Genomic DNA, 26,286 nt, shown 5'->3' with positions numbered 1-26,286 from the left:
GCGATCACCGACGAACTGGAGGCGGCCGGACCGGGCTCCGGTTCGATGGTGATGGTGGCCAGCGGCGACCAGGCGTTCCGGCTGTACGCCGGCAACGTCGACGGCTCGGTGTTCTGGACCTCGTACGGGGACAGCACCCGGTACCCGGCGGACCAGCTGCCGCTCCCCCCCGAGCCGGACACGGTCTTCAGCATCGATCTGAAGGAGGACGGCAAGATGCTCAAGCCGTCCGCCGCCCTGCTCGCCCTGGGCGAGGGCGCGGACGACTTCTCCGGTCTGCTGTCCGAGATCATGGACATGCTCACCGACCGGCACACCGCGCCGCCCCGCCTCGTCGTGGAGACGCCGAGCGGCACCAGGACGCAGTTCCTCGTCGACGAGGAGCTGCCGCAGCAGTCCACCCTCGAAGCCGTCGAGGAGTCGGACGCGGTGTCCGAGGCGGGCAGCAGCGTGGCGACCGATCCGATTCCGCAGGTGCCGCAGGGCTTCGCCCACGGCGGACGCCGGTTCCCGATGGGCGTGTTCGGCACCGCGATCTCGCTGGGCGGCCTCCGGTTCGACAAGCTGCCGCAGCCGCACGACCCGGCGAAGGACACGCAGCACGCCGCGACCGGGCCCCGGAACCTGGACACGTACGACACGATCGCCGACGCCGTCGCCGGTCTGCTGTCGCCGACAGTCCCGAGCTGGGTCCCGGCGGCCGTACGCACCGAGGTCCACCGGCTCGTGTCCGCATACCGCCCGCGAGGCTTCGCGCAGCGGCTGCTGGGCGCCGGGCTGACGCTGGAGCTGGCCCGGAAGGGTGAGAAGTACACCGTCCACGTGGCGCTGCGCGGCGTCGACCGCGACCACGCGAAGGTGATCGAGGACCAGTACCGGCCGTTCGGCGAGCGGAGCCGGCCGCGCGGTCAGAAGAACATCGGTAACCAGGAGGCGTACACCCAGAAGTACGTCTCCAGCAGCACGGGCGTCTCCTCGTCCACCGGCGTCAGCCTCGGCGACTCCGGCAAGGTCACCGCCGCCGTCTCGCCGGTGGGCGTGTCCCCGCAGATCGGTATCGGCATGAAGTCCTCGCGCGGCGAGGGCTACAGCACGATGGATCTGATGTACGCCAACCCGTCGGTGGGCCTGACGGGTGAGCTGACGTACTTCTCCTTCACCGGCGTCAAGCTCCAGGTGACGGTCAAGCCGCAGCGCGCCACGGCCACGATGTCCGAGGCCCCGGGCGAGCTCGTCGTGGCCTTCCCGACCGAGCTGACGGCGTGGGTGGCGAACATGCCGCGCACCACCTGGCAGAGCGAGAAGCTGCCGGAGGGCACGCCGGAGTCCGCCTACGCGCTGCTCAGCGACGAGCTGCTGCGCGCCTTCCCGGTGGTGCAGCAGATCGGTGGTCTCGAAGACGTCCACGACGCGCTGTTCCGCGCGCACCTGGAGGCCAACCCGGGCACCGAACTGCACGAGTACGTGCACCACCGCCTGAGCGAGATGACCGTCATGGCGGACTTCATGCGGATCATGGGCGGGGAGACGAAGCTGCCGCCGTTCCGGATGGCCAACGGCGACACCCTGCTGCTGACCCTGCGCGGGCTCGTCCTGTCCGCCGAGCAGATGGGCGACCCGACGGAGATCCCCACCACCCTCAACTCCCGCAAGCTCGCGCTGCGCGGCGGCAACAACAGCACCGGCAGCAGCCGTTCGCTCGGCGTCGGTGTCGCCCTGGCGCCGAACACCCACGGGTCGGCCCTCACCGGCAAGGGCTCGGTCAGCTTCGACGCGAGCACCAGCGCGGGCGCCTCCACGTTCTACGACATCGGCGGTGGCCGCTGGCAGACGCTGCGGAACCACGACGACACCGTGCCGTTCCACCTGGTCGTCCGGCTCAAGGTGGCCTCCGAGGTGCTCCACCAGGTCGGCCGGGACCACTTCGCGGACATCCATGTCGTGGTGCGCATCCCCAAGCAGCAGGCCGGGGACTTCCGCACGGCCGTCGACCGGATCGTCGGCGCGGTGAAGGCACAGCCGCAGCAGATCGGGCAGATCGACCCGTTCGCCCTGCACACCACCCCGGGCACACAGGAACTGACCATCACCCGGCCCGAGGAACAGACCGAGCCGCTGCCCGAGCCGCCGACGGAGCTGACCACCCCGACCGGACCGCTCGGACTGTTCGCCCCCGCCGGGCTGGCCGGCGCCGGGGGGGTACGCAACGCTCTGGTGCACTCCCTGCGGGAAGCGGAGAAGCGCGCCGGAATCCAGGGATGGAGCCCGGAGGAAGTGGCGGACCGGTCCGCCTTCATGGACACCCACTTCCACCCCGAGTCGCTGAACAGCCAGATGACGGAGCTGTTCTCGGACAGCGGCCTGACCCAGACGCTGACCCGGCGGCTCCCGGACAACTCCGTGGAGGTCGTGGTCTTCCAGGTACGGGGCGAGCGGGTCGCCGTGCCCGGCACCGGCACGATCCGTCCCGTCGTCGGCAAGCGCATGCCGATGACCGGGTTCGACCACCTGCCCGCCGCGATGTACGACGCCGGTACGTCCGTGTCGAGCAGCGCCACGGTCTCGCTGAGCAGCACCGTCGCCATGAACCTGGGCTCGGCGGCAGCGGGGAGCCACTCCTTCGGCCTGTCCATGTCACGTACCGACGGCAGGCAGCACACGAACTCGTACTACACGTACCGGCTGAACGGCCACATGCGGCCGCCGTCCGACGAGAACGAGAACGTGCTGTACACGTACAAGACGGTGCTGACGCCGTCCGTCACGGTGCACCGCCTGAAGCCGCAGGGCCTGATCAACCGGGCCGAGCGGGTGGTGGGCAACAGCTGGGCGAAGTGGAACGGCGAGTACGTCCGCGTCCCCACCGCACCGCAGAGCCACACCGGCCGGCCCCTCAAGGGCGAGGCCCGCTGGCTGGCGCCCACCTGGCCCGCTCAGGAGCAGACCACGACGGCGCCGACCGAGCCCGTCACGGTGGAAGGGGACGACACCACCACGCTCACCCACCGCGACCGGGTCATCGACGCATCGGGCGTCTCCCGCGTGCGCGGCCTCATCGCCGATGTGCTGCACGAGCAGCTCCAGGTCCCCAAGGCGATCGCCGAACTCCAGGCGCAGGCGGTGGTCAGCACCGACCAGCTCGTCGCCGTCCTGAACACCGCGTCGCACTCGACGACCGGCGGGTTCATCCTCGACGGGACGTTCACCGACCAGCGGTTCCGGCTGGCGCTTGAGGCGGAGGTCACCCAAGTCACACCGACCCGGCCCGGCACCCTGCTGCTCAACGCGATGAACGCCCATGAGAACTCGACCGGGTTCACCAGCGGGCATTCCGTGACCACCGGCAACTTCTTCCGCAACCGCAGCCACACCATGGGCATCAGCGGCGGTTCGGGCGCCCTGGCCGGCGGCGGCTCCTACACCACGTCGGTGAGCGACAGCCGTGGCCGCAGCCACTCCCACGTCCTGAACGTCAACCCGGGCCACTTCGTCCTCCGCAACGACGTGCCGTTCTCCCTCCAGTCCGGGACCGTCACCTGGAAGGTCACCGTCGTCCGGGAGGACGTCAACCAGCTGGGCACGTGGAAGCGGAAGCTCGTCGAGAACACCGGCACCGAGGGGACCGGCGAGGAGCGGGCGGGCACGGCGGAGGAGCGGACGCCGACTCCGGTCACCCGGCTCGTGATCGAGGACGGCATCCGCTTCCTGCGGCAGCACCGGCCGGTGACCACCGCACCGCAGACGTCCGGCTCCGGCGCGGTCACGAGCACGCCCCCCCTCACCACCGTCCCGGGCACGCTGCGGTCGCGCGACCTGCCGCTCACCGCCGTCACCGACACGCTGCGGCTGGCGTCGAGCGCCGCGGAAGTGCTGCACAAGCAGATCATTCACGAGCTGAACGCGCTGCTGGAGAGCCACGCGCCGGGCAGCAAGAACCCGCTGTGGAAGCTGGAGTTGCCGGGCAACAGCGTGGCCGGCTCCCTGGACATCCTGCTCGACCCGGCCTCCCTGGTCAGCATGACGGACGCCCTGCGCGGCGCGGGTGTGGTCCTGCAACCGCTGTCCTCGGGCGGCCCCGGCTTCCGGCACCGGACGCAGATCCTCCTGCGTCTGAAGCGCGGCACCGTCGCGAAGCAGCACGGCACGCCCTTCGAGGGCACGCTGAGCAAGTACATCCAGTCCAACGCCCGTTCGGAGGTGGCGCACAAGAAGTCGCAGGGAAAGAGCCACAAGTTCGGCCTGGCCGTCTCCGAGTCCGCCGCGTCCTTCACCCGCGGCACGTCGACGGCGCAGTCCGCCGCGCACAGCCTGGCCTCGCGCCGCCACGACGCCCTCACCCTCGACGGGCCCCTGGTCTCCTACACGGTGGAGGACGTGCTGGAGATCTCCGTCGTGGACACCGTCCGCCTCTCGCAGGCCCTGGCGCCCGCCCGTCCGCTGGCCTCGCTCGCCCAGCCCCCCACGCACCGGCCCGAGGTCTGCGAGGTCAAGCTGACCGAAGAAGTGGTGGTCGCGGTCTCGGAGCTGAAGGACCTGCCGGCGGAGGAACCGGCCGACGCGGTGCAGCAGACCGTGCCGGCCGTCACGCAGCAGTTCCCCGCCACGTGGCGCCCCGAGGTCAACTACTCCATCGGCGCCGAGGACCTGGCCCTGAAGCACGCCGTGCTTCTGGTGAACCCGGAGCCGCTGGGTGCGCTCTTCGGCATGTTCCTCAACAACGCGACCACCGTCGGCCCGCTGGCAAGCCTCGCGGGACGCGGCACTTCCGCGCAGGGCGCGCTGCACAAGATCATCAACGCCAACGTCCTGAACCGGCACCTGATCGAGCACGGGATGACGGGCGTCCCCACCGAGGTGCCGGTCGACCTCCTGACGGTTGACGAGTTCTTCACGAACACGCTCGGCAAGGTCTTCGTCTCATTCCTCCCGGTCGAGGCCGGCACCTTCCGGGCGGCCCGCCCGGTGACCGTCGAGCGCAGCGAGTACGGCTCGCAGCACCACAGCTTCTCCACGAGCGGGAGCCGGAGCAACGCCACCGGTGCGTCCGCCGAACCGGCGCACCCGCTGCACGGTGAGCTGTCGGGCAGCGCGAGCGGGGGCCTGTCCCAGTCGCAGTCCACAAGCCTGACCACCGGCACCGGCGGCTGGAACATGAACCGCGTCGAGGGCACGGCGACGGACACCTACCTCCACACGTTCGGTCCCACCGATGTGCTGGTCCGCATCAGGATCGAGACCCGCAGCGTCCTCGGCCCCTTCGGCTGGTCCAGCGGTGCCTACGACGTCGCCTTCCTCGTCCGCGATCTGGTACAGATCGGCCTGACCCCGGTGGGCATGCTGAGGAACCTCGGCAACCTCGACACGGAGAACCCGCACGCGATCCGTACACCCTCCGGCTGGTATGTGCCGCCGCGGCGCGCGAACGGCCCCGAGGACGAGCTGCTGCTCGAACTCCTCCACGCCCAGCAAGTGGAGGAGCAGGACCACACCCTGGTCTGGCAGGTCCGGCCCCTGGAGGGCTCCGACGAGGACATCGTGGTCTTCGGCACCACCATGACCCGCGACACCTTCGCCGAGGTCCACGTCCAGCCGGAGTTGGACCGCGACCCGCTCACCCGCGGGTACCAGCTCACCTGGGGCGCCACCGTCAACGGCCTGGTGCAGCTCACGGCCGCCGCGCCGCCGGTGGTGATGAAAGCGGACGGGCACCAGGAATCCGACGACAAGGGCCGGACCGACAAGAGCGATGCGGAGAACGCCTCCCCGCACCACTCCGACGACCAGGAGCAGCACACCGAGACCCGGAGCACCCCGGCTCAGACCGACCCCCTCCCGGAATCCGAGTCGCAGGAGAGCGCCGGAAGCGGGGACGAGCCCCAGGAACAGCAGGAGACGCCGGAGAAGAAGGAGAGCGAGCACCCGTCCGAGGAGCAGTCCGAGGAGCAGTCCGAGGAGCGGTCCGGCAAGAGCGACCCGAACCATCAGGTCACCCGCAACCCGTGGACCGAGCAGCGGGTGGACGACCAGCAGGCCCCCGGGCTGACGCAGGAGAAGCTCCAGCCCGTTGGCACGCGCGCCGACGGTGACTGCTTCTTCCACGCCGTTCTCGCCACCCTCGTGGCACACGACCGGGCCGACGAGCTGCCCGTGCACGGCCTGGAGCAGCTGCGTCGGCTGCTCGCCGACCGGTTCGACACGCTGCGCGAATCCTCCGACCACGAGTCCTTCTGGATGCAGGTGGCCGCGCCGCTCTCCGATCTGTACCGGGCCGGTGTCCGCAACAGCACGCCGAACGAGGCGTCCCAGGTGAGCGAGCAGCCCCAGGCGGCCACGCTGTCCCCGGGGGAACAGGAACTCCTGAACCTCCTCACGGGCTACCTCGCCCGGGAAGAGGTGCCGGACGCCGTGCGCGAGAACGTGCAGAACGGCTCGCTGAACATCGCCTCGTGGAAGGAGGCGGTGAACCACTCCGGCATCGCCGACCGCATCAGGAAGGACATCGTCACCAAGGGTCACTACGACTCCCTCGGCGGTGACCTCATCCCGCTGCTGTTCTCGCTGGAGTTCCCGGAGCTCGCCGTCTCCGTCCTCCACCCGAGGAACGGCACGTGGCACAGCCTCGGCACCAACCAGCGACCGGTCCACCTCGTCCATGTCCGGCTGGAGGAAGGACAGGACCACTACCTCGCCACGGCACCGGAACCGGCATCCCCGCAGGAGCTGACGCCCTCCCAGCCGGCTGCGCCCACCTCCCGCTCCCCGCGGCAGCCGGTGCCCCAGCCGTCCGCAGCGACGTCCACGACCGGGCAGGAGATGCCCCTGACGTCCCAGGAGCAGCAGCAGGCCCAGCAGCAGGCCGAGGAGAAGCCCGGGACGACGGGCGACAAGAAGACCGCGGAGAGTTCTTCGGCCACCACTTCGGACAAGGCGCCGACGGCTACCACGCAGGAGCCCGCCCCCGCGCCGCAGCTCCCGGCGCCGCCCGCGCGGCTGGCCATGGGGCAGCTGAGCGCCGGGGACTACGTCGAGGAACTCGGCACGTCCGAGGACCAGTTGGTCGAGGCCGTGATGCCGGCGCTGCGCGCGGCACTCGGCGAGGAGGCTGCCGCGCAGGCACGGCAGCAGATCCTCCGCTACCTCGGCACGGAGGAGATCAAGCCCTGGCTGTCCGGCATGAGCCGCGGCGGCAAGCGGTGGGTGCCGATCGACGTCTCGGGCTGGAGCGGTGAGATCGAGGTCGGTGTCTCGTTCCGCGACGCGGTGACGACCGGGATCGTGCCCAAGGTCGAGTTCGAGAACGGCGCGGAGTCCGCCTCCGGCGCCGGTTACCTGGACGAGGAAGGCTGGAACGTCAGCTACGGCGGCACCCTGCGCATCCAACTGCCGGGCGGCCGATTCGACTTCTCCACGGGCAGGCAGCACCAGCGCTCCGGCGGTGAGGGCAACGAACAGCTGGGCCGGATGTTCGCGCGCGCCAAGACCCCGACCGAGGCGATGCGGGTACGCTCCGTCGCCGAGTTCACCCTCGACTTCTCCAAGGTGACCCCCACCGGCATCGGCAAGATCCTCGGCAAGGGCGCGTCGCTGCCCGTCCAGGACCCGCAGGCCAGCACCGCGCAGCAGCAGACGCAGCCGCCCGCCACCACGTCCGTCCGGACCCCGCGGACCGAGATCGCACAGGCGCCGAAGCAGCAGGAAGAGAAGAAGGATTCCACGCCGGTCGTCGTCGGACTTCCCACGACGCTGCTCATTCCGTCCTGGGACTCGGGCCACCACTCCGCCGCCGCCTGGGACCTGACCGGCCACACCCCCATGAAGTGGGGCCCGACCGACAAGAAGAAGACCGCGACGAGCGTTCCGCGGCTGCCCGCCGCGCGCACGCGGGAGCTGCGCGCCATCGGCGCCACCGATGTCGTCGTGGACGTGTACGCCGCCGGCCTGGAGGGCAACCGGCTGCACGGCATGGAAGACCTGCTCCAGCAGAAGGTCGCCGGCGGCCCCTCCGTCGAGGACATCGGCAAGCAGGTCTTCGGTGACGACGGCTGGAAGCAGGTACGGACGCAGCTGCTGACCCGTGTCGACTTCGGTCTGCTGCACGAGCAGCTCACCGCGACGATGAACGGCGAACCGCTGCAGATCGACCTGACGGACGGTCTGGGGTCGGTGCTGCTCTCGACCGAGGTCGCGGCGATGCGGCACCTCCACGACACCGTGGAGACCGAGTTCAACGTCGGCACCGACGTGACCCACACGGTCACCGAGGTGTCGTCGAAGGGCTCCGGGTCGACCTACGCGGCCCGTGGCCAGGCGGCGCCGCTCGACACCCTGCCGTTCAAGGTCGTCGGCCAGGGCCGGACGACGTCCGGCACCGACGACGTCATCCTCTCGTCCCAATCCGCCCGTACCGGCACCGCCACCAAGACCAAGGTGCCGGGTTCGCTCTTCGACGGTGTGGCGTTCCTACGCGTCGAGTTCGTCCAGGGCACCGGCGCGAAGAGCGAGTCGGACCACGCGTCCGCCGCCGACCGGCCCACCCAGGACGTCCAGGAGACCGGGCAGCCCCGGGAAACCCATCAGCTCCAGGAGGCCCGGCGGACCGCGGAGGTCCAGGAGAAGCCGACGCAGCAGACCACGGTCGCCTACACCACGCTCGGGTTCCGTTCCCTCTCCGAGACCTCGGAGACCGAAAAGACCGACGAGCCCACGGTGTTCCTGACCGACTGGGCGCGGCAGCTGATCCAGACCTCGTTCCAGGGACAGGAGTGGCCGGCGCCGTCGCCGCGGATCCTGGCACCCTCGCAGTTCCCGCAGGGGCACCAGAGCTACATGCCGCCGCACTCGGTGTGGCGCATCACGCCGGGGCAGAGCGGTCTGCCCGACACCGCCGTGGTCCACTCCGTGTTCGCCGGCGGTGACTTCCAGCTGGTCCAGGAGGCCGCCCGCGCGCAGCAGCCGACGAAGGCGCCGATGTCGATCCGTCAACGGATCGACGCCATCGTCGACGCGATCTTCACCCAGGAGGAGGCCCAGGAGGTCCGGGCCATCGCCCACAGCAGTTTCCGCATCGAGCGGTTCGGGAGCGAGCTGGGCTGGCTCACCCGCGGCGGAAAGCTGAACAGCACCTCGCTGGGGACCGCCGACGGCAAGAAGCACCGGATCATCTCGGCGGAGGGCGGCGCGGTCCAGACGCTGCGCTACCTGCGGACGGTCAACTCCGCCGACCTCAATCTCCTGAGCGAGACCGGTACCAGCACCGCGCAGCGTCACCTGGTGTGGCGCGAGGGCGGCTGGCAGGTGCTCGGCGGCGGCCACGCGAGCCTGCCGAGCAAGAGCTACCTGGAGGGCACCGCGGGCTTCGGCCAGTCCCTCCGCAACCGCACGGGTGACCGGGCCGCCACGCAGGCCAAGAGCGTCAACAGCGTCAAGTACCGCGAGCCGATGGTGGTGTTCGCCGGCGAGGCCACCGTGACGTTCAAGGTCACCGACGACAACGGGCAGGAGGTCGAGGCGGCTCTGGGCAACGAGGTCGCCACGCTGCCGTTCATCGTCGCGATCCCGAAGGCGCTGTGCACGCCGGTCGAGGGCACGTATGTGTTCACCCGCGAAAGCGGAAAGGCGGCGGCGAGGAAGCAGAAGGACCAGGAGCAGGCGGACGCCCAGCAGCAGAAGGGCGCCCAGGGACAGACGGACGCCGCGAAGACCCGGGTGGTGTACCCGCCGCGTCGGGTCACCCAGGATGAGGTGCTGGCACCGACCGACCACGTGCTGAGCCTGAAGAGCGGCCGGTGGCCGCTGGTGGTGCTGCGCGAGGAACTGGAGCGGGTCTTCGGCCCGCACTGGCCCGAGGCCGAGGAGCAGCTGGCGGTCCGCCTCAACCTGCTGACGCTGCGGCCCCGCATCCCGCAGCTCAGCCTGCGCCCGGATGCGCTGGAAACGATCACGGTGCGGGCCGGTGGCATCGCCGCCGAGGTTGCGCTGACCGACGTCAAGGTCAGCGGCATGCACCACCGGGACCAGGTCGAGAAGTTCGAAACGGAGACCGGTACCGACCAGTCGGCCGGCACCGGTCTCATGAAGGACGACCGCGAACGGACGCAGTTCCTGCGGGACGCGGTCATCAAGCCCCCGGTCCTCACGGTGCAGTACGCCAACAATCGCACCAAGGACACCAGCGTCGGCCACGCCCTGGACTCGGGCGGCGCGTCGATGGCCAAGGGCAAGACCACCGAGCCGCACGACCTGTTCGACGGGACGATCTCGTTCCGCTTCTCGGTGAAGTGGTGGAGGTTCCACCCGGAGAAGGGGACGCAGCAGCCGGAACAGGAACAGCAGGAGCAGCAGGACGCGGTTCCGACGACGTCGTCCGCGCCTCCCGAGACCACGGCCTCCGCCCCGCAGGCCACTGTCCCCACGGCGACCGGCACCACGGAGCAGGGTCCGAAGGAGAAGAAGCCCGCAGACCCGACGGAGATCGAGGTCGAGGCCGACGCCGCGGCGGTCTTCGCCTTCCCGTCGCGCGAGGTCACCCACGCCGACGGCACTCCGGCGTACGCACACAAGTGGTCCCGTATCGGCGTGCCCGAGCGCATCAAGCTCTCGGGCCGCCTCGGGGACACCGACATCGTCCAGCACGTCACGCTGCCGGCGTCGGTCAAGGACATGTTCACCCTGCTCGGCGCGCTCGACGGCCAGGGCAAGCGCGTCTTCGGCCGGGGCTGGCCGACGGTCAAGCAGCAGTTGGTGGCCGAGTTGCCCACCGACACGCTCACGCGGCGCCTCCGCGGCATGCTGGCGGACGAGCCGCTGCGCGTCGAGGTCAAGGGCGGCCTCGTCCTCGTCACCGCCGGTGTGAAGTCCGTCGAGGAAGAGGAGGTGGACGAGGAGAAGGTCGAGACCACGACGAAGAAGACCGTGAAGGCGGGGACGCAGACCGGCGAGACCGAGTTCACCGCCGGCTCCGAACGCACCTTCGGCGTGGGCTTCTCGGACGGTGTGTCCGCGGCCGCCGGTGGCACCTCCACCGGCCACAGCCTCGGGCTCAGCGCCAGCATCCCGGTCACGGCCGGCGCCAACGTGGTGGGCGGCGTGAGTGGCGCCAGGACGAGTGGCAAGGACGTGAACTCCACGGCCGGCACCACCGGAAAGACCACCAGGACCACCAAGAGCAAGGTGGCGTCGGCAAGCCACCGCGGTCAGGTCGTTCTGTACTTCACGATGCAGTCGACGAAGACCGGGCTGCACCACAGGGCGCTCCGCGCCGTACAGCGCCACAAGGCCCACCGCATCGAGGAGGCGCTGGGCAACCTCCAGACGCAGCAGCCGCCGCTGACGCCGGAGGAGAACGCCGAGCTGCTCCGGAAGGCGGAGCGGAACGCCGAGCTGCTCCGGACGACGGAGCAGAACCCCGAGCTGCGCCAGAAGGCGGAGCAGGAGGCCGAAGAGCTCAAGAACCAGCTGCGGAAACCCGTCGCGTTCACCCCCACGCCGCCGACGCCGCAGCCGGCCCGGACCGGCTTCCGGCTGCCGCTCGACGGCCTGCGGAAGGTGCTGGGGAAGCTCCGCCCGGGTGGGTCGTCCCAGCCGCAGCAGCTGCTCGACAACCCCGATACCCAGCGCAAGATGTTCGAGCGGCGGGGCTCCCTGATCATGGCGGGGCACGGCCGGGCGATCGGCGGAGTGGAGCTCGACTTCGCCTTCCTGACGGAGGACGTGCCGACACTGGCCGGGCACCTCCTCAAGTCGGTGCGGCCCACCCGCGACTGGGTGATCCGCAACCTCGACTCCCTCGGCGGCGTCCACCAGATGCTGGCGGCCGGGGGCACCGAGTACACCGGCAAGTGGAACAAGAAGTCCGGCACCACCACTTGGGGCAAGCAGGCGGAGCTGTACTTCAGCCATGCGCAGTTCATGGCGCGGCTCGTGCAGATGGCCTCCGTGGAGGGGACGCCGGAGGACGCGCGCAAGGCGCCGGGTGTGGACCTGTGGAAGGAGGGGGGCGAGCAGATCCGGGTGACGGCCACCATCGATCTGCCCGAGCCGCTGCTTCTGGGCCGGATCGACGAGAAGGCCGAGGTGGCGCAGGCCACCGAGGCCGGACACCGGTTCGGCACGGCCCACCACCACATCGAGCAGCGGTCAGGCCAGGCCATGCTCGGCGGCTCGGCCGGCGCGCCCGGAGTGGACGCCGTGCGGGTCACCGGCAACGCGGGCGCCGGTACCACCTCCCGCGTCGGCGGCACCCAGAACGAGTCCGGCCGCGTCTTCATGGGCACCAAGACGCCTCAGCCGCAGGAGATCCGCAACGGTTCGGTGCGGGTGACCTTCTGGTACTTCAAGGGCGACGAGCTGCTGGGCACGCACCAGGGCATGACGCCGGTGACGGTCGCGTTCCCGTGGGACAAGTCCGCCCCGCTGGAGGACCCGAAGACGGAGGAGGCGCCGGAGCAGGAGGAGACTCCGGAGCGGGAGCAAGCCCAGAAGACGGCGCCGGAGCAGGCCCAGGAAACGGAGCAGAAGCAGGAGGACCCCGGGCAGAAGTCCCTCACCGCCCCGGACTCCACGGCCATGACGAACGCACTGGCCGACTCCCAGGAGCAGGGCCTGACGCAGTCGGTACCGGACCAGGCGCAGCCGGTTTCCCGGGAAGTCCGGGAAGTCCGGGAGCGTTACACGGCGCCCTACGTCTTCTCGCGGGGCAAGCTGACGCTGCAGAGCAACTTCGAAGAAGCCGCGGGGCGCATGGTGCATCTGTACCTCAGCACCCGGGAGCGCGGGACCGCGCCGCCCGTCGCCGAGATGAAGATCTTCGGCGACGTCTCCGTGCTGAACCGCACGGAGAATGAGGTGCACACCCCTCGGACGCTGGCCACCGAACTCGTCGAGCAGTTCCGGGAGCGGCTGCGCGAGGCATCGGCGAACGCCTTGCCGGAAGGCGGTACGCCGCTGGACCTGGAGGCGCTGCAGGTCGACGCGGTGAAGCCGTCCGCGTCCGAGGTCGAGGACGACCGGACGAGTGGGGTCCGGGTCGAGATCACGCTCCGCCTTCCCGGCGTGAGCGATGCCTACCTCGACGAGAACGTCCAGCTGGAGGTGGTGCCACAGAGCGAGTGGGACGACGAGGAGGTTGCCTCGATCAGGATCGGTGACCTTGTCAGCCGACGGTTCACCACCAAGCCTGCCGGCGATGCGGCCGGCTACCACATCGGGCGGGTCTTCCACGGGAATGCAGAGGTCAACCGGGGCATCGAGGGCCACACCCTCGTCGATCTGTCGTATCCGCACTTCCTGCTCATGGCGCCGCAGCAGCCGAACGGCGGGCAGACGCCCATGCCCACGTGGGGCACCGTGCCGTGGCAGCTGTCACGCGATCTGTACATGGCGATGGCCCATGGCCTGCCCGGCCAGGTCGAGTTGGTGATCGAAGAGGAGGGCTCCGACACCAAGTACATCGCTTCCGGTGAGGCGTTGGGCACGGTTCTGAAGAACCGGAGGAGCCTGTGGAACCTGCTGGAGCGACAGCCGAGGCCGAAGCCGAAGCCGCTGCCCCAGATCGTGCTGTTCATCTGCCTGGCAGGCGCGGAGGACCGGAGCGGGGTGACCTCCGCTCAGGAAGCGGCGGACAAGGCCGGCCTGGAGGTCTGGGCGAGTACCACGTCGGTCCACGTCTGGAGCCCCAAGACCGCGCAGAGCAAGGGCACCGCACTGGCGCTGGAATACGACGAGGAGGCGCAGCAGGAAGGCGAGTGGAAGCTCTTCCGTCCCACGTCGTGGACCTATACCGCACACCCCAGGTACGAGGAGTACAAGAGCGGGTTCAAGAGCCTGGTGAAGCTCCTGAGGAAGGGATCCGAAAGCGACTTCCTCAAGGCCGTCCACCAGTGGGAGAAACTGAAGCCGGAGGTTTACGCACTCCTCGACGGCCGACAGGACTACGCGATCGAGCAGGACGCCGAGGGCATTTCCCCCAAGGCCACGCAACCTGCCCAGCGGCGCACCCGTGAGCTGGGCATTTGGGTATCCGGCCAGCTCGACAAGATGAACCGCGCGCTGAAGCGCCTGCCGGAGGAGGTCACGACAAAGGACACCGTGGCGGCAAGCTTCGGGGCCCTGCGGGAGGAAACGGCGGAGCAGTCCACGCGGGTCATGGACGAGCTTCTCCCCCGGTGGGACGAACAACTGGGGGACTCTCTCACCGACCCCATGTCCTCCGCCGACCTCCCGAAAATCACCAAGGGAATGGCGCTGGACGACATTCCCGCGCCCCCGCCCGAATTCACCATCTTCGAAACAGGCACCACCCCCGCACCCCCCACCGAATTCACCACCTTCGAAACGGAAGACTTTCCCGCACCCCCGCCCGGATTCGCAGAGGTATTCCCGACCCGAGTCAGTCCAGACGTCGGCATGCCCTTCGAGCCCAGCACGTTCACAAACATCGCGGACACCTCTGCCTGGACGACCGACATGCCCGGGCAATCGGGCCACTTCGTTCTCGACGAAGAGCCCCCCGCCGCGTTCACGCAGTGGGAATTCGACGTCACGGGAACCTCCGATCAGGTGGCGACCGAGCCGGTGCACCCCACCCGGACCGATGCCGACGCGGGCCGGAAGGCGATATCCGTCCCGAACGCGCCGCGGACGGCGCACAGTGCTCGGAAGGCGCCGCTGCACCAATCGCCGGCGGAAGAGCAGTCCCCGATGTCCGGCTCCGAGGACATGTCCTCGGACGACGACCATCTGTCCTCGGACGACGAGTCGATGGACGACGAGTCGATGCACTCGCACGACTCGGAGCACATGGAGGACGACGACCTGGCGGCCCGCTGGGTGTCCGACGTGTCCTTCCCGCTCAGCGCCGCGCTGGACCCCCAGCCGACCGAGGATGAGCTCAAGGCCAGGAATCTGTCCCGCGCCCGGGCGGCGCTGCGGCAGCTGCGTACGTACTTCGCCACCTGGGAGCAGTCGCAGCAGCCGGAGGACGCACGGACCCCGCACCCCTGGTTGGCGGACGGACCGCAGGAGCCCTACCACACCCGCAAGAAGCGGCTGGACGCGTTCCTCGGCGCGAACATGCCGCTGTTCGCGGAAATACTGAAAGACGGCCACGACATCGCCGTCCACCGCTTCATGACGCAAATCGTGGAGCCGTGGACGGAGAGCCACCTGCTGGACGAGATCGCCGAGGGATTCCAGGGCCTCGCCGATGCGACCGTTCCGCACATCGGCTCGCAGCAGCAGCCCCGGGCCCCGATTGCCGGGCTGCTGGCCGAAGTGCGGCAGCGGCACTCCTTCGCCGACGAAACGGTCTGGCAACTGACCTACGCCTGGCCCGAGTTGACGACGACGCTGGCGCCCGGCGCGGATCAGCAGGACCAGTCGCCACGCGTGTACAAGGACCGCGCCGCGGAGCGGATACTCCGGTATCTGCACCTGGCCGAGGGCAGCACCGGCCGCCGGGTCGTCCCGGTGACGACACTGGCCACGACGCTGCTGCTGACCGGCCTGCCGCTGCCCGTCGCCAACGGGCGGGTCGTGCACCCCGACTCCGTGATGTGGCAGCGCTACCACGGCCTGTTCGGTACGGCGGACGCGGTGCTCGGGGCGGCCGTGGCGGGCAAGGCGCGCTACTACTTCGGCCAGTACCTCGGCGGCTTCCTCCCCGCGGAGCAGCTGTTCGGCTTCTTCGTCGAGGCGGCGTTCCGGCTGGCCGGCCGGAACGATGACCTTCCCGAGGAACTGCCGGAGGACATGGCACACGACGTGCAGATCCTGTTCGGCGAGCTGCACCAGTTCTTCCAGGTCGAGGCAGTGTCCCCCTACCTGGCGGACGAGAACCACCCCGGACCGGTGCCGAACCCGACGGGCCCGCTGTTCGCGTCCCACCCCGCCCCGAACGGTGGCGCCGTCCTGGACCTGGTCCAGGGGCCGACGCCGCAGTTCCGCTACGACGGCGTGTACCAGGAGCGGTACGCGCAGGTGGCGGAGCTGTTCGCGACGACCGAGCGGATCCGTACGGCATTCACCGACGCCGTACGGCAGCGGCTCACCACGGAGGCGTGGCGGGACAACTGGCTCCTCGCCGACGACCCGCTGGACCGTCTGAAGAACGGCTACCGGCCGACACCACAGGACCACGCCTTCCACCTCAACACCCGGGCACAGCTGCGCCCGTCGCGGCACGACACCGCCTCGATGTGGTCCTCCTTCCACCAGTTGGCCGGCGGCGGACAGAGCACCGACGCCTCCCCCGACGCGGTCCGGGAACTGGCCGCGGTGTACGCACTGGTCGTCGGCGACATGCCGCCCGCCTTCGGGCAGGGCCTCGCCAACCGGTCACTGTCCGCCATGGCCACCGCCGCCGTCGTGGGCGCCGGCCTGGAACGGCTGGATCCGTACACCGGCCAGGCATGGCAGCGGCTGACCATGACCGGACTCCCCTACATGGTGGGGAGTGAGATCGACCTCAGCCTCTCGGTCGCGGGGACCGCGCCGTGCGGCAGCGGCAACGTCGAGATCCACTACACGTCGTTCTCGGCCGCCTCGACCGCGCCGCTCTTCGGGAACAACCCGCAGGCACCCGTGGTCTTCGCGCCGGGCACCCAGGGCGTCGTCACCTCCATCGAGCAGGCGCCGGAGCTGAGCACACCGAATGCCCCCGGCTACCGTCTGCGCGTCGTGCCGATGGCGCGGGAGATCGGCTCTCCGGTCCACGTGGAGCCGCCGTCCGACAGCATCACAGATCTGTTGGGTTCGCTCGGCCCGGTGTGGTTGCAGCAGTTCGAGGTCCGGCGCTACGAGCTGGGCGACGGAACGCATCTGACCCGGCTGACCGCCACCATCCGCCTGGAGGCCGACACCGAGCTGACCGCCGAGGACGTGGCCACGATCCAGCGGACGGCGCTCGATGTGCTGCGCGAGAAGGACAACGTGGGGCACCGCTTCCCCGACGGCGATCTGGTGCAGTTCGTCCCGACGTTCACCACCGACGCGCCGCGCGTACACCATGACGTGTCTCTGCTGCCGGGTAACGGCCGTGCGGACAGCGCCACCTGGTACACCGGGTTGCACAGGGAGGTGATCCGTCACGAGGTGTCCCACCTCTACGGCCCCGGTGACTGGTACCAGGAGGGCAGGCCGCGTCCGCTGGACGAGGACGGCTCCCTCATGTCTGTGTCGTTCACCGATGCGCGGGGCGCCATCCGGCTGAACAACAACTTCCCGGCCGCCGTCGAGGGCTTGACCGTACCGAACCTGCGCTGGCTGCCGCACGACCTGAAGATGCTGTGGTCCGCGATCCAGCGCGCCCGCCTGCGGCAGGGCGCCGCTTCTCACCTGTCCGACGGCACGCTCCCGCAGATCACCGTGCCCCTGGAGGTCCGTGAGCGGGTGTTCTGGGGGAACGCCTCCCGGCCGGGACGGATGGCGCCGCGCAATGGTGCCACCCACCGGGAAACCCCGCAGATCAAGGGGGAGCCCAACCCCAACGGCACCTACTGGGCCGTCTATCCGAGTCGGCTGATGGAGCGCGGCGGCCAGGCCCTGTTCCCGAGGGCGATGACCGAGGACACCGCGCATCTGCCGGGCGCGGGCGAGCTCTCCAGGTCACTGCCGCGCGACGGCCGCGTCCTGATGTTCCCGAGGGAGATGACCGAGGACGAGGTGGTGACCTCGGCCCAGCAGGCGCTCCTGAACTGGTTGGAGAAGAACGGCGGTTGGCCCGAAGGGGCCGGACAGGTCACGTTCGACGGCGTCTACCAGGGCCTGCGTATCCGGGGCACGGCGGACGCCACCGGCACGATCCTCGACTTCGGCCCGCACGAGAAGCAGGTCGACCCCGAGCACCGCGCCCTGGACCCGCGACCGCTCCAGCCGCCGCTGTCCCGCAGCCGGATGATGGCGCCTCCGGCGGGCAATCCGCCGCGCATCACCCGGATGACGGAACGCTTCGTGCTCGACGGCGACCGGGCCAAGCGCGTCGGCGCCCACCACCACTACAAGGCGGAAGTGAAGCCGGAGCCCGGCACTCCCGGCGAACCGGTGGACGCGCAGAGCCTCCGCGGTGTGATCTACGACGACGAGTCGGCCCCGGGCCCTGTACTGCCGAACGGCGTTCGGTCGGCATACGTGGCGTTGCTGGACGACAAGGTGTCGCGGGACGAGAAGGCGGCCCTCGAACAGGACTCCTGGCGCTGCGTCCTCGACGGCGTGGACGGCATCCACCGGCTGTTCCCCGAGGGCTGGTCGGCGAACACCCTCTGGGGCGCCATCACGGAGGCCCATGAAGTCGCGCTGAACACCGGGCGGTTCGCCTGGTCCGGCGCAGGTGACGCCGGTCCCTTCCAGGCCGGTTACCTCTGGGTCGGCGAGAGCCACGGCGTCCGCATCGAGGGGTACGTCCTTGAGGGGCGGCACGTGTGGGTCCGGCCCGCCACGATCCAGCCGCTGCCCCACTGGGCACAGTGGCAGCCCCGCGCCATCAAGGTGTCGTCGCCCCAGAGCACGGTGGAGCTGACCACCGGGGCCACGCAGCCGAAGCCCTTCCTGGTCTCGTACCACGTGCTCGACGGCAACGACCTGGGCATGCGGCTGGTGCGCGTCGTCAAGCTGCCGTACATGACCCCCGGGGAAGTGAAGCGGTTCCGCCAGCTGGCGGCAGCGGTACAGGAGCACATCGACACGCGGTACAACTCCGCCGCCCGCACGAGCGGCAAGCCGCTGGTCCGCTTCGACCTGACATACCAACCGCTCGGCGAGCCCGGCACCGGGGCCATGACGGCCGCCGACTTCCTCACCCAGGTCACGACGGCCGGGGCGGAAAAGCTGGCGGTGCTGTGGCTGGGTATCGATGCCCACCCCACGAGCATCGACGCGGTCGCCACCGCGGCGAGGATGAGGGCGCCGATGCCGCTCCCGAACCACACCGGGAGATGGCACCCCGCGCTCACGGCCGAGGATGCGACACGCGTGGCTCAGGACCCGGCGTTCAGGTCCGGGATCGTGCAGCAGTCGATCGAGCACGTGCAGCGGGCGCTCCGCCTCCGCGCCACGTCCGGCCTGCTCAACGACCCCACGGCCAGGCCGCTGCTGAGCGCCTACCCGGCCCACGAAGTGGCGCCCTACGCCACCGCGCAGAGCACCGTCGAAGAACTGCTCGCCCAGCGTCGCGGGCATTTCAGCGACCGCGCGTGGAACCTGCCGCTGCGGAACCTGCCCGCCGGTTACACGGATGCGCACCTGCGTCTGCTTGCCTTCCGCACAGCCCGGCAGGGGCTGCTGGACACGCCGGGCCACACCGTCTTCAGCCTGCATCTCCCCGGCCACCAGGACATGTACCTCCAGGCCAGGACTGACGCCACGGGCCTCATCCACGACTACCGGCTGGTGCCGACGGCGCAGCTCAACTCCCCCTGGTCGGCCGAGAACACCGCCGAGCAGCCGGACACCGTGGCGGACGGCGACGGGGTCGGCGACATGGACGTCAGCGAGTCGGAGGGGGAAGACGGCCACTCCGAGCAGAGCTTTTCCTTCAGCTTCGACAGCGACGACGAGCACGACCCGACCGCGTACATGAACGCCGGTCCGAGCCAGGTCGGCGAGGACAGGGTGCGGCCGTCCGAGCAGGTGCCGGATGATCTCTCCGACGCCATGAGCACCATGTCCGTGGACGACGACCACGCGAGCACCGTCTCCCAGGACTCCGATGCCGTCTCCGACACCGACGAGATCATGGAGGAGGGCACCCACGAGGAGGGGGGCCTTCACGAGGGCGGGGCGCAGCGGCTCCGGAACCCGCTGCCGTCCGCGCTGACGCCCCGCCGGGCCGGAAAGCAGCGGATGACCGCGGCGCTCACCTCGGCCAACGACGCGTCCGTCCCGTCGGACGACGACCTGCAGTGGGCCGCCGGCATCGTGCGCGGCCCGATGGTCATCAACGACCCCGAGGTACAGGCCGCGGTAGCGGCCGTGCGGGAGGACATCGCCCGCCGCCGACGCGAGTTCGCCGACAACGCCGCGGCACGGCGGAAGGCCGACTCCCTGCTGGAGCCGAAGCTGACGGCGCTGGGCGTCGAGATGCCGAAGGACGGGCTGCGCGGCGGCGGGCAGGCCAAGAGCGTGCCCCTGCCCACGAGCACCCTGGTCACGGACGGCCTCGGCGGCAGCCGGGAGACGCACACCGTGTACTTCGCGGAGCGCTCCAAGGAACTGTCGGGCGAACAGCGCGAGAAGATCGAGGAACTCGGCGCCGCGCTGGTGGAACTGACCGTCTCCAACCGCCGGGCGGGACTCCCGGCTCCGGAGATCGAGATCGCCGGCATGGGCAACAAGTCCATGGACGCGGCGGCGCAGCGGGCAGCCGCGGTGGCAACCGTACTGCGCACCGTTCTCTCGAACGGCCTGGCGAACCATGCGGACAACCTCTTCGGACTGGCAGGGGACCATCTCCGCGTCTCGCACGGCCCGGTGACAAAGAACGGCACCGCCAAGGACCAGGTGCGCAGTGCGACGGTGACGGTGCACCGTGTCCCCCAGCAGGTGTATCTGGGAGACACCGGCGGGCAGCACACCGTGCCTGTGGCGCGCACCGTGCACCTGGTGTGGCTCGGGACCAAGCCGCTGAGCGGGTCCGCGAAGGAGAACGTCACGGAGTGGGCCCGGAAGGCAGCCCAGTCCGGATGGCAGGTCGCCTTCATCGCCGACGCCGATGCCCGGCGGACCAACGCCGGCTTCTTCACGGAACTGGCCAAGGGCGCGGCCCGGATCCTGCCGGTGGAGGAGCTCCTCGGCGGGCAGGCGTCCACCTCGCGGGGCCAGTCGTCCGCGGCCACGACGAAGACCGGTCCGGAGCGGGCCCGGGAGCTCTACGAGTACGCCCTCGGCAAGGGTGCGTACGCCATGGCCTCGGACGCCGCGCGGTACCTGGCGCTGTGGCTGCACGGCGGTGTCTACGTGGACGTCGCCATCGCTCCCGGTGCCGTTGTCCTGCCGCGTGAGGGCCTGTCCATGGCACCCGACGCGGTGCCGTTCCAGGCACCGCTGTTCCAGGACTGGGCGGATTACCGGGACACTCTGCATGGCGCCGGGCGGTGGCTGACCGGTCAGGCGCCGGTGAACGCCGCACAGGCGCAGGGGCCGCTGAGGAAGCTCGTCGACCACCAGTATCTGCACGGCCGTGTCGGCAACAGCTTCCTCGTGGCCCCCGCCGGGTCGGCGTACCTGGCACGGGTGCTGGAGAACCTCCGGGACCCGGAGGAGCTGAAGGGCTCCGTCCTGGAGATGGAGCTCGCCAAGAACGCCGGTCACCTGACCGGACCCGAGTTCCTTCGGAAGCAGGCGCACGCGTATCTGAAGGCGAACGACGGCCTCCCGGAAGCGGGCAAGGTCTACGACTCCCACCTGTTCCATCTCGGACGCCTGCAGCCCGACCCCAAGCAGCTGAAGCTGTGGGGAGACCTGATGTGGCTGACCGCCGAGAGCGACGTTCTGACGTATACGGCGCACCACAGCGCCTCGGTCCCCGTGGTGGAGCCGTCGGAGGACGATCTGCGATGGGGCGGGGAACAGGTGCGAGCGGCCGTTGACACCACGGACCTCTCCGCACCCCTTCGGGGCCTGGTGGAGCTGGTCGTCCGGTGGGCGGCGCAGCAGCGCGCCACCATGGGCCCGCAGGAGGCGGACCAGCAGGCATCGAAGATCGTCGATGACGCGCTGGTGAGCTACGGCCTGACGCCCGGGACGCCCTGGCCGCAGGGCACCACCGCGAACGGCCTGCCGTCCCAGGAGAACATGGACTGGGCGCGGCAACTGGTCCGCGTCCGGTCGATCCTCGACGACCACCGGAAGCAGGAAGCCCGGAAGGCGGTGGTCACCGAGCTCGCCCGGCAGCGTTCCGCCCTGGAGCGCAGGCCCGACGCGCTGAAGCGGCGCATCGCCGAGCTGCTCGACGGGCACGGTCTGGTACCCGAGGGCGGGCTGCCCGGCGGCCACTTCGTCGAAGAGCAGCCGCCCTCCGGGGACCAGCTGCCGGAGACCGACGTGGCGAGCACCTCGGCCACGACGACGGTGGTTCCCCACTCCACGCCGCAGGACCTCCCGCAGCAGCTCGCGGACGAGTCCCCGTCGGAGGAGCAGGCGGTGATCGCTCCGCCGCAGGGCGTCGCGCCCGAGGAGGACACGGCACAGGAGGTCGAGGAGGCGTACCGGCTGCCCTTCACCACGGACAACGTGGAAGCGGTGCAGATGCTTTTGCAGGCCATCGCGACCCGGGCGGGCCAGCTGGCTCTGAACAGCGTTCACGAGAAGACACCGCTGCCCGTGATCGAGGTGCGGGTCTTCGCAAGCGACCGCAATCCGGTGGTGGACTCCAAGGGAGTGCTCACCGCCGAGAAGCTGGCTTCGCGGATGGTCAAGAAGATCCGGAAGGAAGTGACCCGGCAGCTCGGTTTCCTCGACCCGGACAAGCTGCTGGAGAACGCCACTCTCTCGATCACCGCGGTGAAGGTGGAGGACGCCGCGCGGCTTTCCGCCGCCAACAACGAGACGTACGCCGAGTTCCGTATCCGGCTGCCCGAGGTGACCGACGGGTTCCACGACCCGAACTTCACGATCCGGAGCATCACGGCCCGGCCGGGTCAGGCCGGTTCCCTCCGGATCGGCGACCTGCACCACCAGCGCGTCCTGACCGCCGACGGCGAGCGGGCCGGGCGGGTCTTCTTCTCATTGTCGGAGTCCAACCAGCGGATCGAGGAACGCACCCAGTTCGACCTGGCGAAGAAGCACTTCGCACACTACGACGTCACGTACGTGATGACGGAGCAGGGGGAGCGCAGGGAGAAGTATGTCCTCAGCGGGTACGAGAAGGTGTCGTGGGACTCCTCCCGGCCCCTCTACGTCGCGCTCACGCACGGGACCCCCGGCTCTGTGCAGCTGACGGTGACGGTCGGCAGCGAAACATCGTCCCACTCGGTGGACGGCGAGGCGCTGAGTGAGGTGCTCGGGCGCCGCCCGAGCTACCGCGACATGAAGCAGCGCCACGGCAAGGAGGCGCAGCTCATCCTCCTCATGTGCCACGCCGGAGCCACCGACGCGTCCGGCCGGAGCGTGGCGCAGGAGGTGGCCGACCGGCTCGGGACCGAGGTGTGGGCCGCCACCACCGCGACCATCCCGGTGATACGACGGAATCCCGCCTCCTCGGGCACTCACTCCTTCGGCCTGCTGCCTCACCCGAAGACGCAGCAGCGCGGCGAATGGCTGCTGTTCCGGCCCACGGCCTGGGGCCTTCCCACCGGAATCACCTCCGATGAGCTGAACACGCAGGGCGAGTTCTCCACCACCGTCGACACGCTCGACGGCCTCCCGGCCCCGGTGGGCTTCGAGCCGCCGGCGAGAATCAAGCCTCCGGCCGGCTTCGAGCGCACGGTCAACGCCGGCACGGCCCCCCGTTCCTCGGTCCGGCGGTCCGCACCCCTGAGTTCCGACGCGATGGACATAGGCGCCCTCAACGAGGCGCTGACGCCGGAGACCCCGGAGCTGGCCGAACCACCGGCCGTGGAGCCGCCGAGCGGGCAGACTCCGACGGAAACGCAGCCCGAGGCATCCGCCACGGAAGCGACGCCGGAGCCGGTCGGGAGCAGTGCCTCCGAGGTCCGGGAGACATACCTGCTGCGCTCCACGGAAAAGAGGAAGCTGACCCAGCAGGGCATGCGGCGCGTGATCTCCGAGGTCGCGGACCGCCTGGTCGCTCTGGCAGCGAGCACCCGACGACGGGGCACGGCCCTGCCGCGCGTCGAGGTATCCGTCTTTGGCACCACCGGGCCCCTGACGGTGGACGGCTCCGACGAGCCGCATACCGGCCGGACGCTGGCGGCGGAGATCACCGATGACCTGAGGGCGGGCCTGTACAAGCTGGCCGACGAGTACACCGAGGAGTTCTCCCTCACACAGGTGAAACCGCCCCAGCACGCGGGCACGTTCGCCGCCGAGATCTCCCTCGTTCTCCCCGACGTGACCGATGCGTTCCTCGACGAGGACGACGAGGTGCCGACGGTGACATCGGCCACCGACCAGCGCGCCGTCATCCGGCCTCGCGACCTCGACCACCGGCGGATCCTCGTCAGGCAGAGCGGTCCCGTCGAGTACTTCGCCGGCCGGGTCTTCCATTCGGCGCACGAATACGCCGACGACAGCTGGGACATCACCGGCATCGATGTCAGCAGTGCCTACTTCCCGCACTTCGTCAACGAGAAGGACCAGAACGGGAAGGAACGGGACCGGGTCGTCGGTTGGGGAACGGTGGGATGGGATCCGCGACGCCCCACGTACCTGGCGATGACGCATGCCAAGCCCGGCTGGCTTGAGCTGGTCGTGGCGGAGGGCCGGAACCCCCAGGCGGTGCGCTTGGTTCCGGGAAAGACGTTCGGCACCATGCTGAACCGGCGTCCGAGCCTTGAGAAGCTCAAGGAGCTCGGCCGCCCTCAGCTCATCCTCGTCGCGTGCTCGGCCGGTGCCGACGCACAGGAGTCCGGCGTCAACGCGGCCCAGGAGGTCGCGGACGAGACCGGCCTGGAGGTGTGGGCGAGCAGCGCCACCGTCACGTCGTTGCAGTCGAAGGGTGACTCGCAGGGCAGCGCCTTCGGTCTGGATGTCGAGGACAACCGGTACGGCGAGTGGAAGCTGTTCCTCCCGACGTCCTGGACCAAGGAGTCACACCCCAAGTACCCGAAGCACGAGGAGAGCTTCGCGATGCTGCGGGGCCTGCTCCGTGGCGAGGCGGGCTCCGAAGATCCGCTGGATGACTGGCAGGAGGCCGTATCACTCTGGGAAGAGCTACAGGAGCCGCTGAGGAACCATCTCTTCATCACCCCGCAGGATTCCGCGCAACTCCCGGCGGACACCGTGGAGATGGCACCCTCACACCCGTCCGTTCAGCCCGCCCTACGGCGGGCCCGCGATCTCGCGGTATGGGCCCGTGATGAGCTAGGCCCGCTGGGCGACCTGCTCGGCGGCGTGCTGCAGGACCTCTCCGTGGCGCGCCTGCTCGTCGACGGGCCGCAGCACACCGCCCTCACGAGCCGGCTGGAGGGCATGCGCGGGGGCGTCGGTCAGATGAAGGACGCCATCCACAGCACGCTCCTTCCCCTGTTGGACAGCCACCTGGGCGACTCGCACCACGTCCCCCGGTCCTCCGCGGACCTCCCGGTGTACGAGCAGGAGGAATATCCGCGCCGGGATGGTTTCCCCCCCTCCTCGCACTCGGAGTCGGAGCGGGACTCCGAGTCGGACTCCGACGACTTCATGGAGAGCGACGACGAGTACGCCGATGACGCCGCTGCCCAGGGCTCGGCGCCGATGGATCTCGATGACGGATCCACGCTCTCGTGGCTGTCCGACCGCGACATCGAATCCGATCTGTCCGACGAGGAGATGGAGTGGGACGAGCCGGCGGCACCCACCGGCCCGCCCCTCTCGGACGCCCGTAGGAGGAACACGGGGCAGGCAGCAACCTCGGCTCCGGCGAAGAGCGAGAAGGGCGAGGAGCCCCTGCTCGCAAGCCCGCCGCAGACATCGCAGAAGCCGTCGCAGTCGGTTCCCGCGTCCGGGCAGCGGAAGCAGCCGGCGGCCTCGCACCCGCTCGCCAACCTCGACGCCAAGCCGGTCGCCAAGCCCGCACCGCAGCAGGCCACGGCCTCCTCGACGACGGAACCGCAGGTCGCCGAGGAGCCGGTGGAGCAGCCGGTCGCGAAGCAGCAGATCACGAAGGAGGTGCCCGGCAACGTCCAGCAGCCGCCTCAGGTGCCGCTGGTCGACAGCCCGGACACGTTCCGCGGGCGGCTGCAGGTGACGCAGTGGCAGCCGGGCGGGGCGAGCACGGCCGGTGCGGCCGTCGGCCAGATCCGCTACCGGTCCGGTCAGGTGGACATCGCGGGTCTCACGCCCGGCAACCCGGTCACGATGCTGGCGGCCGGCGGGCAGGGCGGGCGGCCGCCGCGGGTGCTGCACCTGAGCGGGGCGCTGTGGGACGAGTCGTCCGACGAGACGGCGCGGATCGTCGAGGCGCTGCTGCGGCGGGCCGCCGGTGTCGCGCAGGGCGACGGCATCGACACGGGGGCCGACCACGTCCTCGTGGAGGCCAACGCGCCCGTACTGACGCCCGAGATGCTCGGTGTGTACGGTTTCGAGCAGCTGGACGGGGGCCTGTGGCACACACCGACCGGCGCCCTCATCGCGGTGGTACGCGAACGCCCGCGGCCGGAGGGCCTGGTCGTCGTCAACTGCGAGACGGTCCGGTAG

General features: G+C 70.0%; 1 protein-coding gene (only partly in view). It reads left to right on the top strand.

Features of this window, described 5'->3' with window-relative positions; translation table 11 throughout:
- Positions 1–26,286, top strand: the 3' portion of a protein-coding gene (locus tag OG422_RS28025) for a protein-glutamine glutaminase family protein (RefSeq protein WP_405746896.1). The gene continues 13,872 nt to the left of window position 1, outside the view; the window shows 26,286 of its 40,158 coding nt (coding positions 13,873–40,158); its start codon lies beyond the left edge, outside the window; its stop codon occupies positions 26,284–26,286.

The sequence above is a fragment of the Streptomyces sp. NBC_01525 genome, from assembly GCF_045040405.1.
Taxonomy (GTDB): Bacteria; Actinomycetota; Actinomycetes; order Streptomycetales; family Streptomycetaceae; genus Streptomyces; species Streptomyces benahoarensis.
This window is presented reverse-complemented; position numbering and strand designations above follow the sequence as displayed.